Source organism: Bacillus sp. N447-1 (assembly GCF_022701035.1).
GTDB lineage: Bacteria > Bacillota > Bacilli > Bacillales > Bacillaceae_G > Bacillus_A > Bacillus_A cereus.
This window is the reverse complement of the sequence record NZ_CP065509.1, coordinates 2,971,582-2,983,768: the sequence shown is the minus strand read 5'-3', so window position 1 is coordinate 2,983,768 and position 12,187 is coordinate 2,971,582. Positions and strand designations below refer to the sequence as shown.

Here is a 12,187-nt window from a genome sequence, read left to right as displayed (position 1 = left end):
ATATGTATACATTAATTATTCCGGCAGCGGGCCAAGGAAAACGAATGGGTGCTGGTAAAAATAAGTTATTTTTACTTATAGATGAAGTACCAATTATTGTGCACACATTGCGTGCTTTTGAAAAAGATAAAGCGTGCAAAAGTATTATTATGGCAATTAACGAAGAAGAACGCCCGTATTTTGAAGAGTTAATGCAGAAGTACCAGATTGAAAAGCACGTACAATTCATTCAGGGTGGAGCCGAAAGACAAGATAGCGTCTATAACGCACTTCAGTATGCGAGTGGTGTCGAATATGTTCTTGTGCATGACGGGGCGCGCCCGTTCGTAACGAATAAAGTGATTCGCGATGTATTAACTGCAGCAGAAAAATATGGAGCTTCCATTTGTGCAGTGCCAGTAAAAGATACTGTTAAGAAAGTAGAGCAGGGTGTTGTTGTAGAAACGGTAGAGCGATCTCAACTTAACGCTGTACAAACACCACAAGGATTCTCTGTTTCTCTTTTGCTAGAAGCTCATAGAAGCGCAAAGCAAAGTTGTTTTCTTGGCACAGATGATGCAAGTCTTGTAGAACGTGTTGGGAAGCAAGTAGGTGTAGTAGAGGGGAGTTACTATAATATTAAAGTGACGACTCCGGAAGATCTATTAATTGCTGAAAGTTTCCTACGTGTTCAAAAGAAATAACATTGATGACGTGTTAATAAAGAAAAGCTCGGCAACAGCCGGGCTTTTCTTTATAAGGATAGCGATATAATATAGAGTCATAAAGCTCAGTAGTTTAGCTTAAGGAGGAAGTAAGGATGTTTCGAATTGGACAAGGTTTTGATGTACATGAATTTGCGGAAGGGCGACCGTTGATTATCGGTGGAATTACAATTCCACACGAGAAAGGATTAATCGGCCATTCAGATGCAGATGTATTGTTACATACGATTGCTGATGCATGTTTAGGTGCGATTGCAGCAGGAGATATCGGAAAGCATTTTCCTGATACAGACCCAGCTTTTAAAGATGCAGATTCAGCTGTATTGTTACAAAAAGTTTGGGAATTTGTGCGTGAACAAGGTTACGAGTTAGGAAATTTAGATTGTACAATTATTGCTCAAAAACCAAAAATGGCACCACATATTGAGAGTATGCGTAAGCGCATTAGTGAACTGTTAGAAACGTCTATCGATAACATTAATGTAAAGGCAACAACAACAGAAAAATTAGGATTTACAGGTAGAGAAGAAGGGATTGCTTCTCAAGCGGTTGTTTTATTACAGAAAAAATAATGGTTTTTAATTCGTAAGATGGATAATCACATTTTTTTGGTGTACAATTATAGAATGTGTTGACATTAAGAATGGAAGGTGTACCAATTATGGAAAAGCAAGTGAGAGTGCGCTACGCGCCAAGTCCAACAGGACACTTACATATCGGAAATGCGCGTACGGCATTATTTAATTATTTATTTGCTCGTCATTTAGATGGCAAATTTATTATTCGTATTGAAGATACTGATGTAAAACGTAACGTGGCTGGTGGAGAAGAAAGCCAATTAAAATACTTGAAATGGCTCGGTATGGACTGGGATGAAGGTGTTGATGTTGGTGGTGAATTTGGACCATATCGCCAAACAGAGCGTTTAGATATTTATAAAAAATTATATGAAGATTTATTAGAGCGTGGTCTAGCTTATAAATGTTATATGACAGAAGAAGAGCTAGAAGCAGAGCGTGAAGGACAAATCGCTCGCGGTGAAACACCTCGTTACGCAGGTAACCACCGTGAATTAACTGAAGAACAAGTGAAAGAATTTGAAGCTGAGGGACGTATTCCAAGTATTCGTTTCCGTGTACCAGCTGATCGTGACTACACATTCAAAGATATTGTAAAAGATGAAGTTGCGTTTCATTCAAATGATTTCGGTGATTTTGTTATTGTGAAAAAGGATGGAATTCCAACTTATAACTTTGCAGTAGCAGTAGATGATCATCTAATGGAAATTACACATGTACTTCGTGGTGATGATCATATTTCAAATACACCGAAACAAATGATGATTTATGAAGCTTTCGGCTGGGATATTCCACAATTCGGTCATATGACTCTAATTGTTAATGAAAGTCGTAAAAAGTTAAGTAAGCGTGATGAATCTATTATTCAATTTATTGAGCAATATAAAGAGCTTGGGTATCTTCCAGAAGCAATCTTTAACTTTATTGCACTACTAGGTTGGTCTCCGGTAGGAGAAGAAGAAATCTTCTCTAAAGATGAGTTTATCAAAATGTTCGATGCAGCTCGTTTATCAAAATCACCTGCATTATTTGATTCTCAAAAACTAAAATGGATGAACAACCAGTATATGAAAAAGCAAGATTTAGATACGGTTGTAGAGTTAAGCTTACCGCATTTAGTGAAAGCTGGACGTGTGGGAGAAACTTTAAGCGAACAAGACCAAGCTTGGATTCGTGATGTAATTGCTTTATACCATGAACAAATGAGTTTTGGAGCTGAAATTGTAGAGCTTTCTGAAATGTTCTTTAAAGATCATGTTGATTATGAAGAAGAAGGACAAGAAGTATTAAATGGTGAACAAGTACCTGAAGTACTTCGTGCATTTGCTGGTCAAATAGAAGCTCTAGAAGCAATGGAGCCAGCAGCAATTAAGGCAGCGATTAAAGCAGTTCAAAAGGAAACAGGACATAAAGGTAAAAATTTATTTATGCCAATCCGTGTTGCAACTACAGGACAAACGCATGGTCCAGAGCTTCCGAATGCTATTGCACTTCTTGGAAAAGAAAAAGTTTTAAATCGTCTTCAAAAAGTAATTGGTTAACATTTTCTAGGTTTAGAAATATAATAAGTATACCTAAAACCTAATAAGGAAAAGCGACGAGAAGGAGAAGTAGAAAATCAGGCTTTTTACAGAGAGAACCACCTTTAGGCTGGGAGTGGTTTATAAGCGGATTTTTGAAATGCCCCTTCGAGTCTTCTGCTGAACAGCGAATTGCTTCGTGGGATGTCTTAGGCCGCAAAGTAAGCAGAAGCGGTTTACACCGTTATCATGGATGAGTTTGAGGCTTTTTTAAGCCTAAACAGAGTGGAACCGCGCTTAAAAGGCGTCTCTGTCAATATGACAGAGACGCCTTTTTTTTATACCGTGTAAATAGGTATGAATATAGAATTTATCTCCTTATATAAAGAATTAGGGGAGAAGTGATGAGTTAGGGGAGTTAGTTCGCTCGACAAAAAAGCAGCCCATAAAGGGGAGGGAACACCGATGTTTAAGAGGCTTCGGGAAGATATTGAAGTCGTTTTTGAACAGGATCCAGCGGCAAGAGGTTATTTCGAAGTCATTTTAACTTACTCTGGATTACATGCAGTTTGGGCCCATCGAATTGCACATGCTTTTTATAAAAGAAATTTTTTCTTTCTTGCACGTTTTGTTTCACAAGTGAGCCGCTTTTTTACTGGCATTGAGATCCATCCAGGAGCAACAATTGGTCGACGTTTTTTCATAGATCATGGAATGGGAGTTGTAATCGGAGAAACTTGTGAAATTGGTGATAATGTAACGATTTATCAAGGGGTTACATTAGGTGGTACAGGAAAAGAAAAAGGAAAGAGGCATCCAACAATTCAGGATAATGTATTAATTGCGACGGGTGCTAAAGTTCTTGGTTCTATTACTGTGGGAGAGAATTCTAAAATCGGAGCAGGGTCTGTCGTATTAAAAGAAGTTCCTGCACATTCTACAGTTGTAGGTATACCTGGCCGTGTCGTTATTCAAAATGGAGTAAAGATTGGTCAAGAATTAAATCACTCTGACCTTCCGGATCCGATTTTTGATAAATTAAAGGCTATGGAAGTAGAACTTGATAAATTGAAGAAACAATTGGAATTAAAGGTAGAAAGGAAGGATAAAAATGACTATTCACATTTATAATACGTTAACACGTCAAAAAGAAGAGTTTGTTCCATTAGAAGAAAATAAGGTAAAGATGTATGTATGCGGACCTACAGTTTATAACTACATTCATATTGGGAATGCAAGGCCTCCTATGGTATTCGATACAGTGCGTCGTTATTTAGAATACAAAGGATACGATGTGCAATATGTATCTAACTTTACGGATGTAGATGATAAATTAATTAAAGCGGCAAATGAATTAGGTGAAGATGTACCGACAATTGCTGATCGTTTTGTTGAAGCGTACTTTGAAGATGTAACAGCACTAGGTTGCAAACACGCAACAGTTCATCCTCGTGTAACAGAAAATATGGATATCATTATTGAATTTATTCAAGAACTTGTGAATAAAGGGTATGCATATGAATCAGAGGGTGATGTGTACTTTAAGACGAAGGAATTCGAAGGTTACGGTAAATTATCACATCAACCAATCGCAGATTTACGTCACGGTGCTCGTATTGAGGTAGGGGAAAAGAAACAAGACCCTCTTGATTTTGCTTTATGGAAAGCTGCGAAAGAAGGAGAAATCTTCTGGGAAAGCCCTTGGGGGCAAGGACGTCCAGGATGGCATATTGAATGCTCAGCAATGGCGCGTAAGTACTTAGGGGATACAATTGACATTCATGCTGGTGGTCAAGACTTGGCTTTCCCACATCATGAAAATGAAATTGCGCAGTCAGAGGCATTGACTGGAAAAACGTTTGCACGTTACTGGATGCATAATGGATATATTAATATTAATAATGAGAAGATGTCTAAATCGCTTGGTAACTTTATTTTAGTTCACGATATTATTAAGCAATACGACCCGCAGTTAATTAGATTCTTTATGTTATCAGTACACTATCGTCACCCGATTAACTTTAGTGAAGAGTTATTACAAAGTACGAATAATGGACTGGAAAGAATTAAAACAGCTTATGGAAACTTAAAGCATCGTATGGAGAGTAGTACGGATTTAACGGATCATAATGAGAAATGGTTAGCTGAAATAGAGAAATTCCAGACTGCATTTGAAGAGGCAATGAATGATGACTTTAACACTGCAAATGCAATTACCGAATTATACAACGTAGCAAATCATGCAAATCAATATTTACTTGAAGAGCATACATCTAAAGTTGTGATTGAAGCATACGTAAAACAACTGGAAACGTTATTTGATATTTTAGGATTAGAATTATCAAAAGAAGAATTACTGGATGAAGAAATTGAAGAGCTTATCCAAAAGCGCATTGAAGCTCGTAAAAATCGTGATTTTGCATTGTCTGATCAAATTCGTGACGATTTAAAAGAACGTAATATTATTTTAGAAGATACCGCTCAAGGTACAAGATGGAAAAGAGGATAAGGATGATCGATGCAAAGCAATTAAACAGCTTGGCGTTAGCGTATATGGGTGATGCGGTATATGAACAATATATCCGCTATCACCTCCTTCAAAAAGGAAAAGTTCGCCCTAATCAATTACACCGCTTAGGGACGAGCTTTGTTTCAGCAAAAGCACAGGCGAAAGTTGTTTATCATTTATTAGAGACGGCATTTTTGACAGAGGAAGAAGAGGCGGTATTAAGAAGAGGGCGTAATGCAAATTCAGGTACAGTTCCGAAAAATACGGATGTACAAACATATCGACATAGTACAGCCTTTGAAGCGCTAATTGGTTATCATCATTTATTAAATAATCGTGAAAGATTAGACGAAATTGTATATAAGGCAATTGCAGTTTTAGAAGAAAAGGAAGGGGGCACATCATCATGACTAGTGAATATATTATCGGACGTAACCCTGTAATTGAAGCGTTAAGATCAGGGAGAGATATTAATAAAATTTGGATCGCAGAAGGTGCTGCCAAAGGACAAGTACAAATTGTACTAGCGTTAGCGAAAGAAAATAAGATTATTTTACAACATGCACCAAAGAAAAAGTTAGATCAATTAGTTGAGGGTAATCATCAAGGTGTAATTGCTCAAGTAGCTGCATATCAGTATGCAGAGTTAGAAGATTTATTCAAAGTGGCAGAAAAACGTAATGAAGATCCATTCTTCTTGATTTTAGATGAGATTGAAGATCCGCATAACCTAGGTTCTATTATGCGTACTGCTGATGCAACAGGAGCTCATGGAATTATTATTCCGAAGAGAAGAGCTGTGGGACTTACAGCATCAGTTGCGAAAGCATCAACAGGAGCGATTGAATACATTCCTGTTGCGCGCGTAACAAACTTATCTCGTACAATTGATGAATTAAAAGAGCGTGGACTTTGGATTGCTGGTACAGATGCTAAAGGGAAAACGGATTACCGTAATTTAGATGGTACAATGCCGATTGGGTTAGTAATTGGTAGTGAAGGAAAAGGTATGAGTCGTATTATTGGTGAAAAGTGTGATTTCTTAATCACTTTACCGATGGTTGGTAAAGTTACATCCTTAAATGCTTCAGTAGCCGCAAGTTTGTTAATGTATGAGGTATATCGTAAACGTCACGAAATTGGTAAATAAAAAATGAACGATATTTTAATCGTTGACGGTTACAACATTATCGGAGCTTGGGGAGATTTGAAGAAACTGCGGGATGTAGATTTACAATCATCAAGAGATGCGCTTATTGATAAGATGGCGGATTATCAAGGTTATACAGGTACAAAAGTGATGATAGTCTTTGATGCCTATACAGTCCATGGTATTGAAAAAAAGATGAAACAATCTCGTGTAGAAGTAATATTCACACGAAAGAATCAAACTGCAGACGAAAAGATAGAGCAACTTGCGATAGAGCTTAGAAATATAAATACACAAATATATGTTGCGACTTCGGATTATACAGAACAATGGGTTATATTTGGGCAAGGTGCCCTTCGAAAATCTGCGCGTGAATTAGAGTTGGAAGTACAAGCGATGGAACAACAAGTAAGAAGGCGCACAAAAGACACGAAAGAACAGCAGCCCGCCATGCGAAAGATATTTAGTAAAGATATTACAGAAAAATTAGAAAAATTAAGAAGAGGAGAGCGTTGAAGCATTGACGCTCTTTATCTTTTTACTGTATAATATTGCTAAATAAATAGCGGTCGGAGGGATCAAGGTGGAAGCAGGCTTCGTAAGTATAGGCGACGTTACATTTCGTGATTTAGAGGATGAGGCAATCGTTGAGTTAGTTCGAAAAGGTAATACTGACGCTCTAGAATATTTAATTCACAAGTATAAGAACTTTGTTCGTGCGAAATCAAGATCTTACTTTTTAGTGGGTGCCGATCGAGAAGACATTGTTCAAGAAGGTATGATAGGGTTGTTTAAAGCAATTCGTGATTATAAAGAGGACAAGCTGTCTTCATTCAAAGCATTTGCTGAACTATGTATCACTCGACAAATTATTACCGCTATTAAAACGGCAACAAGACAAAAACATATTCCTTTAAATTCGTATGTGTCTTTAGATAAGCCGATTTACGATGAGGAATCTGATCGAACGTTATTGGATGTTATTTCTGAAGCGAAGGTGACTGATCCTGAAGAGATGATCATTAGCCAGGAAGAATATACAGACATAGAATCAAAAATATCTGAATTATTAAGCGATTTAGAAAGGAAAGTGCTTTCTTTATATTTAGATGGTCGTTCTTATCAAGAGATTTCAGAACAGTTAAACAGGCATGTGAAATCTATTGATAACGCTTTACAAAGAGTAAAGAGAAAATTGGAACGATATATGGAAATGAGAGAAAGTACAACTTTAAATTCATAAGAAGTAACAAGTGCTACAGGTGTAAAATAAATCACCTGTTTTCTTTTGTAGAGAGTACAAAATGCATGTCATTGACATTGTCTTTTATTGTATGATACATTTTTAGGGACATAATGTTACAAGGTTGGTGTAACTAATGAGGAAAAAAGTTGTACTCTCATGTGAAGAGTGTAAAAATCGAAACTACTCTACTATGAAAGATACGAGCTCAATAGAGCGACTTGAAATAAAAAAGTTTTGTAAAACATGCAATCAGCATACAGTTCACAAGGAAACAAAATAAATAATTGAAATAATACACTGGAGGTCCCGCAGATGCGTTTAACGAACTTTTTCGGCGATGTAGGTCGCGAAATGAAAAAAGTAAGTTGGCCTAAAAAAGATGAATTACTCCGCTCAACAGCGACTGTTGTTGCTACAGTTGTGTTCTTTGCGATTTTCTTCGCAGTAGTTGATATGGGCATTTCTTCTTTAATTCGGTTAATTCTTGGTTAATTCTTGAATAAGAAGCACTTATCCATGATATAATGTTATTTATAAGAACTGTGTAAAAGCCCGGTGAACGGGTTTTTTCATTTGCGCAAAAAAATGTACGTCAGGGAGGGAAGGACGCTCGTCCTAAATGAATGGAAAAAAGTTGGTATGTTGTCCATACTTATTCTGGATATGAAAATAAAGTAAAAGCAAACCTAGAGAAACGTGTAGAATCAATGGGTATGCAAGATAAAATTTTCCGTGTTGTTGTCCCGGAAGAAGTAGAAGTAGAAATGAAAAACGGAAAAGAAAAATTAATGAAAAGAAAAGTGTTCCCAGGTTATGTATTAGTAGAATTAATCATGACTGATGACTCTTGGTATGTTGTACGTAACACGCCGGGTGTAACTGGGTTCGTTGGTTCTTCTGGTTCTGGATCTAAACCATCACCTCTATTAGAAGAGGAAGTTGTTACCATTATGAAACATATGGGAATGGACAACGAAGTGGTTGATTTCGACTTTGAACTTCATGAGACAGTACGTGTAAATGAGGGGCCATTCGCAGATTATACAGGTGCTATTGAAGAAATTGATGTGGAGAAGAAAAAGGTTAGCGTGCTTGTGGACATGTTTGGTCGCGAGACTCCAGTTGAACTTGACTTCCATCAAATTGAAAAATTATAAAATGAAACTTGAAATGAATTGTAAAAAGTGATAATATCTTTTAAGTCAGTACGTCTTCGTTATCGGAGACGTTTTTTGAAAGATTTTATCCTTACAGATAAAATATGACGTGGGAGGGCAAATCACTGTCCAATTGACCACATCACGGACTTAAGGAGGTGTGTCTCGTGGCTAAAAAGGTAATTAAAATGGTAAAGCTTCAAATTCCTGCAGGTAAAGCTAACCCAGCTCCACCAGTTGGTCCAGCATTAGGACAAGCAGGTGTTAACATCATGGGCTTCTGTAAAGAGTTTAACGCTCGTACAGCAGATCAAGCTGGTCTTATCATCCCTGTTGAAATTACGGTATTTGAGGACCGTTCATTCACTTTCATTACTAAAACTCCTCCTGCTGCTGTTCTTCTTAAGAAAGTAGCTGGTATTGAGTCTGGTTCTGGTGAACCAAACCGTAATAAAGTGGCAACTGTTAAGCGTGATAAAGTACGCGAAATCGCTGAAACTAAAATGCCTGACCTAAACGCTGCTAGCGTAGAAGCTGCAATGCGTATGGTTGAAGGTACTGCACGCAGTATGGGCATCGTTATCGAAGACTAATTCGATTTGTTTTAAAAAAGGTTGCGGGTCTGGAATTCCAATTCGCAACCTTTATTATCGTAAATGATTATCGTTTTTAAATAAATGGATGGCGCTCATCCTCAGGTTATACCTGAAAACAGGCGTAAACGTGGGAGGTTATTCCGCTAAAACCACATTCGAGGAGGAAATAAAAATGGCTAAAAGAGGTAAAAAGTACGTAGAAGCTGCAAAGCTTGTTGATCGTGCAGCTGCTTACTCTGCAACAGAAGCAGTAGAATTAGTAAAGAAAACAAACACAGCTAAATTTGATGCAACTGTAGAAGCTGCATTCCGTTTAGGTGTTGACCCTAAGAAAGCTGACCAACAAATCCGTGGCGCAGTTGTTCTTCCACACGGTACTGGTAAAGTACAACGTGTATTAGTATTTGCTAAAGGTGAAAAAGCTAAAGAAGCTGAAGCTGCTGGAGCTGACTTCGTAGGCGATACTGATTACATCGGTAAAATCCAACAAGGTTGGTTCGATTTCGATGTAGTAGTAGCAACTCCTGACATGATGGGTGAAGTTGGTAAACTTGGTCGCGTATTAGGACCTAAAGGTTTAATGCCAAACCCTAAAACTGGAACAGTTACTTTCGATGTAACTAAAGCTGTTAACGAAATCAAAGCTGGTAAAGTTGAATACCGCGTTGATAAAGCTGGTAACATCCACGTTCCAATCGGTAAAGTATCTTTCGAAGATGCTAAATTAGTAGAAAACTTCAAAACAATTGCTGACACTTTACAAAAAGTTAAGCCAGCTGCTGCAAAAGGTACTTACATGAAGAACGTAACAGTTGCTTCTACAATGGGACCTGGCGTACGTGTAGACGTTTCTACATTAGCGTAAATTTTGGAAGTTGACTTCATAAAGAAGTTTTAATATAATCATTTATGTTGTGAATTTAATTAGTGTACCGTAGACAGTAGGTGTCAATAGACTTAATTTCCTACCTAGGTGTTAATATACGAAGCGGAATCTTTTTTCTGTGACTATATGCCTCCATGTCTACAAGTTGGGCATGGAGGTTTTTAGTGCACTTTCGGTACATCTTCTATATAATCTACAGGAGGTGTAATAACATGAGCAAAGTAATCGAAACTAAACAACAAGTTGTAACTGAAATCGCGGACAAACTTCGCGCTAGTAAATCTACAATCGTTGTTGACTACCGTGGTTTAACAGTTTCTGAAGCAACAGAATTACGTAAGCAATTACGTGAAGCTGGCGTTGAGTTCAAAGTTTACAAAAACTCTCTAACTCGTCGTGCTGCAGAATCTGCTGAAATGGCTGAGTTAAATGAATTCTTAACAGGACCAAACGCAATCGCGTTCAGTAACGAGGATGTAGTTGCTCCTGCGAAAGTATTAAACGACTTCGCTAAAGATCATGAAGCTTTAGAAATTAAAGCGGGCGTAATCGAAGGTAAACTTGTAACACTTGATGAGGTTAAAGCAATCGCTACTCTTCCATCACGTGAAGGCTTACTTTCTATGCTTCTTAGCGTTCTTCAAGCTCCAATCCGTAACCTTGCACTTGCTACTAAAGCAGTTGCAGACCAAAAGGAAGAGCAAGGCGCTTAATTTTTTAAAAGATAATTACGTATTATCGATAAAACAATACAAACCTATTTAAGGGAGGATATTTACAATGACTAAAGAACAAATCATTGAAGCAGTTAAATCTATGACTGTATTAGAACTTAACGACTTAGTAAAAGCTATCGAGGAAGAATTCGGCGTAACTGCTGCTGCTCCTGTAGCTGTTGCTGGTGGCGCTGGAGAAGCTGCTGCTGAGAAAACTGAATTTGATGTGGAACTAACTAGCGCTGGTGCACAAAAAATCAAAGTTATCAAAGTTGTTCGTGAAATCACTGGTCTTGGCTTAAAAGAAGCTAAAGAATTAGTTGACAACACTCCAAAAGTAATCAAAGAAGCTGCTGCTAAAGAAGAAGCTGAAGAAATCAAAGCTAAACTTGAAGAAGTTGGCGCTGCTGTAGAAGTTAAGTAATTAACTTTTGATGCTTTAAAAAAAGCTCGCTCTCATGCGAGCTTTTTTTTTAACTGTAAAGAAAAGAGGTGGCCATATGGCAGACCATTATTTTTCTAACGACCCTTCTAGTAAAAGTGATCGTAAGCGATGGGAGTTTGACCTTCGTGGATCTCGATTTACTTTCTTATCTGACCATGGGGTGTTCTCGAAAAACGAAGTGGACTTTGGTTCCCGTCTTTTAATTGAAGCGTTTCAAATGCCAGATATTAAAGGTAATATATTAGACGTAGGTTGCGGATACGGTCCTATTGGTTTGTCGTTAGCGAAAGAGTTTCAAGGTCGTGAAGTTCACATGGTGGATGTGAATGAGAGGGCACTTGGGCTTGCGAAAGAAAACGCCGCTAATAACAAAATCGAGAATATACGTATTTTTCAAAGTAGCGTCTATGAAAATGTAGATGGTAAGTATGCTGCTATTCTATCTAACCCTCCAATTCGTGCGGGTAAAGATATCGTACATGAGATTTTAGAAAAAGCTGTGGAGTATTTAGTTCCAGGTGGAGAACTTTGGATTGTTATTCAAAAGAAACAAGGTGCACCGTCTGCGCTAAAAAAACTAGAAGAAGTATTTTCTGAGGTTGAGGTTGTAGAAAAGAAAAAAGGATATTATATCATAAAATCAAAAAAACGTTGACGGTTATTTTTGGCTATGTTAACAT

At 37.6% G+C, this 12,187-nt stretch carries 17 protein-coding genes and 2 other annotated features; all 17 genes read left to right on the top strand.

The window, feature by feature from the left end:
• Positions 1–2: 2 nt before the first annotated feature.
• The 17 genes from ispD (at position 3) to IQ781_RS15005 (ending at position 12,162) form a co-directional block, all read left to right on the top strand.
• Positions 3–683, top strand: a complete 681-nt coding sequence (gene ispD, locus IQ781_RS15085) for a 2-C-methyl-D-erythritol 4-phosphate cytidylyltransferase (protein WP_000288284.1) — start codon at positions 3–5, stop codon at positions 681–683.
• A gap of 116 nt (positions 684–799) precedes the next feature.
• Entirely contained in the window at positions 800–1,276 is a 477-nt protein-coding gene (gene ispF / locus IQ781_RS15080; protein WP_000488386.1) for a 2-C-methyl-D-erythritol 2,4-cyclodiphosphate synthase, read from the top strand.
• An 89-nt stretch (positions 1,277–1,365) separates the two neighbouring features.
• Positions 1,366–2,823, top strand: coding sequence for a glutamate--tRNA ligase (gene gltX / locus IQ781_RS15075; protein ID WP_000415143.1), 1,458 nt, complete (start codon positions 1,366–1,368; stop codon positions 2,821–2,823).
• Positions 2,824–2,870: 47 nt separating this feature from the next.
• Positions 2,871–3,117 (top strand) — a binding site (T-box leader).
• Positions 3,118–3,267: 150 nt separating this feature from the next.
• On the top strand, positions 3,268–3,933 hold the full coding sequence (gene cysE, locus IQ781_RS15070; RefSeq protein WP_000476497.1) for a serine O-acetyltransferase: 666 nt from the start codon (positions 3,268–3,270) through the stop codon (positions 3,931–3,933).
• On the top strand, positions 3,914–5,311 hold the full coding sequence (cysS, locus tag IQ781_RS15065) for a cysteine--tRNA ligase (RefSeq protein WP_000152276.1): 1,398 nt from the start codon (positions 3,914–3,916) through the stop codon (positions 5,309–5,311). Before cysE ends, cysS begins: the two co-directional genes overlap by 20 nt.
• A gap of 2 nt (positions 5,312–5,313) precedes the next feature.
• Entirely contained in the window at positions 5,314–5,721 is a 408-nt protein-coding gene (locus tag IQ781_RS15060) for a Mini-ribonuclease 3 (RefSeq protein ID WP_000564261.1), read from the top strand.
• Positions 5,718–6,461: a 23S rRNA (guanosine(2251)-2'-O)-methyltransferase RlmB gene (rlmB, locus tag IQ781_RS15055; protein WP_000200237.1), complete on the top strand. Its 744-nt coding sequence runs from the start codon at positions 5,718–5,720 to the stop codon at positions 6,459–6,461. Before IQ781_RS15060 ends, rlmB begins: the two co-directional genes overlap by 4 nt.
• A 3-nt stretch (positions 6,462–6,464) precedes the next feature.
• Entirely contained in the window at positions 6,465–6,977 is a 513-nt protein-coding gene (locus tag IQ781_RS15050; RefSeq protein WP_000997886.1) for an NYN domain-containing protein, read from the top strand.
• Positions 6,978–7,044: 67 nt separating this feature from the next.
• Positions 7,045–7,704 carry an RNA polymerase factor sigma-70 gene (locus IQ781_RS15045; protein WP_000387193.1) on the top strand — a complete coding sequence of 220 codons (660 nt, stop codon included), beginning with the start codon at positions 7,045–7,047 and terminating at the stop codon, positions 7,702–7,704.
• A 136-nt stretch (positions 7,705–7,840) separates the two neighbouring features.
• On the top strand, positions 7,841–7,987 hold the full coding sequence (gene rpmG / locus IQ781_RS15040) for a 50S ribosomal protein L33 (protein ID WP_014481927.1): 147 nt from the start codon (positions 7,841–7,843) through the stop codon (positions 7,985–7,987).
• Positions 7,988–8,019: 32 nt separating this feature from the next.
• Positions 8,020–8,199 carry a preprotein translocase subunit SecE gene (gene secE / locus IQ781_RS15035; protein ID WP_001241323.1) on the top strand — a complete coding sequence of 60 codons (180 nt, stop codon included), beginning with the start codon at positions 8,020–8,022 and terminating at the stop codon, positions 8,197–8,199.
• A gap of 131 nt (positions 8,200–8,330) precedes the next feature.
• Positions 8,331–8,864: a transcription termination/antitermination protein NusG gene (gene nusG, locus IQ781_RS15030; RefSeq protein WP_000415794.1), complete on the top strand. Its 534-nt coding sequence runs from the start codon at positions 8,331–8,333 to the stop codon at positions 8,862–8,864.
• 167 nt (positions 8,865–9,031) lie between these two features.
• The gene (gene rplK / locus IQ781_RS15025; protein WP_001085872.1) at positions 9,032–9,457 is read left to right on the top strand and encodes a 50S ribosomal protein L11; all 426 of its coding nucleotides are present in this window, start codon (positions 9,032–9,034) and stop codon (positions 9,455–9,457) included.
• 175 nt (positions 9,458–9,632) lie between these two features.
• The gene (gene rplA, locus IQ781_RS15020; protein WP_001987630.1) at positions 9,633–10,325 is read left to right on the top strand and encodes a 50S ribosomal protein L1; all 693 of its coding nucleotides are present in this window, start codon (positions 9,633–9,635) and stop codon (positions 10,323–10,325) included.
• A 49-nt stretch (positions 10,326–10,374) separates the two neighbouring features.
• Positions 10,375–10,519 (top strand) — a sequence feature (ribosomal protein L10 leader region).
• Between the two features lie 39 nt (positions 10,520–10,558).
• Positions 10,559–11,059, top strand: a complete 501-nt coding sequence (rplJ, locus tag IQ781_RS15015) for a 50S ribosomal protein L10 (RefSeq protein ID WP_000048716.1) — start codon at positions 10,559–10,561, stop codon at positions 11,057–11,059.
• 67 nt (positions 11,060–11,126) lie between these two features.
• Entirely contained in the window at positions 11,127–11,486 is a 360-nt protein-coding gene (gene rplL, locus IQ781_RS15010) for a 50S ribosomal protein L7/L12 (protein WP_000159736.1), read from the top strand.
• A 76-nt stretch (positions 11,487–11,562) separates the two neighbouring features.
• A complete protein-coding gene (locus IQ781_RS15005) occupies positions 11,563–12,162 on the top strand; it encodes a class I SAM-dependent methyltransferase (RefSeq protein ID WP_000763268.1) in 600 nt (199 codons plus the stop codon).
• The last annotated feature ends 25 nt before the right edge of the window (positions 12,163–12,187 follow it).

Bases quoted from the DNA above. Each gene is read 5' to 3' on its own strand.
- IQ781_RS15005 (WP_000763268.1), top strand. From the start codon at position 11,563: ATGGCAGACCATTATTTTTCTAACGACCCTTCTAGTAAAAGTGATCGT.
- IQ781_RS15060 (WP_000564261.1), top strand. From the start codon at position 5,314: ATGATCGATGCAAAGCAATTAAACAGCTTGGCGTTAGCGTATATGGGT.
- secE (WP_001241323.1), top strand. From the start codon at position 8,020: ATGCGTTTAACGAACTTTTTCGGCGATGTAGGTCGCGAAATGAAAAAA.
- cysS (WP_000152276.1), top strand. From the start codon at position 3,914: ATGACTATTCACATTTATAATACGTTAACACGTCAAAAAGAAGAGTTT.
- rpmG (WP_014481927.1), top strand. From the start codon at position 7,841: ATGAGGAAAAAAGTTGTACTCTCATGTGAAGAGTGTAAAAATCGAAAC.
- ispF (WP_000488386.1), top strand. From the start codon at position 800: ATGTTTCGAATTGGACAAGGTTTTGATGTACATGAATTTGCGGAAGGG.
- rplA (WP_001987630.1), top strand. From the start codon at position 9,633: ATGGCTAAAAGAGGTAAAAAGTACGTAGAAGCTGCAAAGCTTGTTGAT.
- IQ781_RS15050 (WP_000997886.1), top strand. From the start codon at position 6,465: ATGAACGATATTTTAATCGTTGACGGTTACAACATTATCGGAGCTTGG.
- cysE (WP_000476497.1), top strand. From the start codon at position 3,268: ATGTTTAAGAGGCTTCGGGAAGATATTGAAGTCGTTTTTGAACAGGAT.
- rplL (WP_000159736.1), top strand. From the start codon at position 11,127: ATGACTAAAGAACAAATCATTGAAGCAGTTAAATCTATGACTGTATTA.
- nusG (WP_000415794.1), top strand. From the start codon at position 8,331: ATGGAAAAAAGTTGGTATGTTGTCCATACTTATTCTGGATATGAAAAT.
- rlmB (WP_000200237.1), top strand. From the start codon at position 5,718: ATGACTAGTGAATATATTATCGGACGTAACCCTGTAATTGAAGCGTTA.
- rplJ (WP_000048716.1), top strand. From the start codon at position 10,559: ATGAGCAAAGTAATCGAAACTAAACAACAAGTTGTAACTGAAATCGCG.
- gltX (WP_000415143.1), top strand. From the start codon at position 1,366: ATGGAAAAGCAAGTGAGAGTGCGCTACGCGCCAAGTCCAACAGGACAC.
- ispD (WP_000288284.1), top strand. From the start codon at position 3: ATGTATACATTAATTATTCCGGCAGCGGGCCAAGGAAAACGAATGGGT.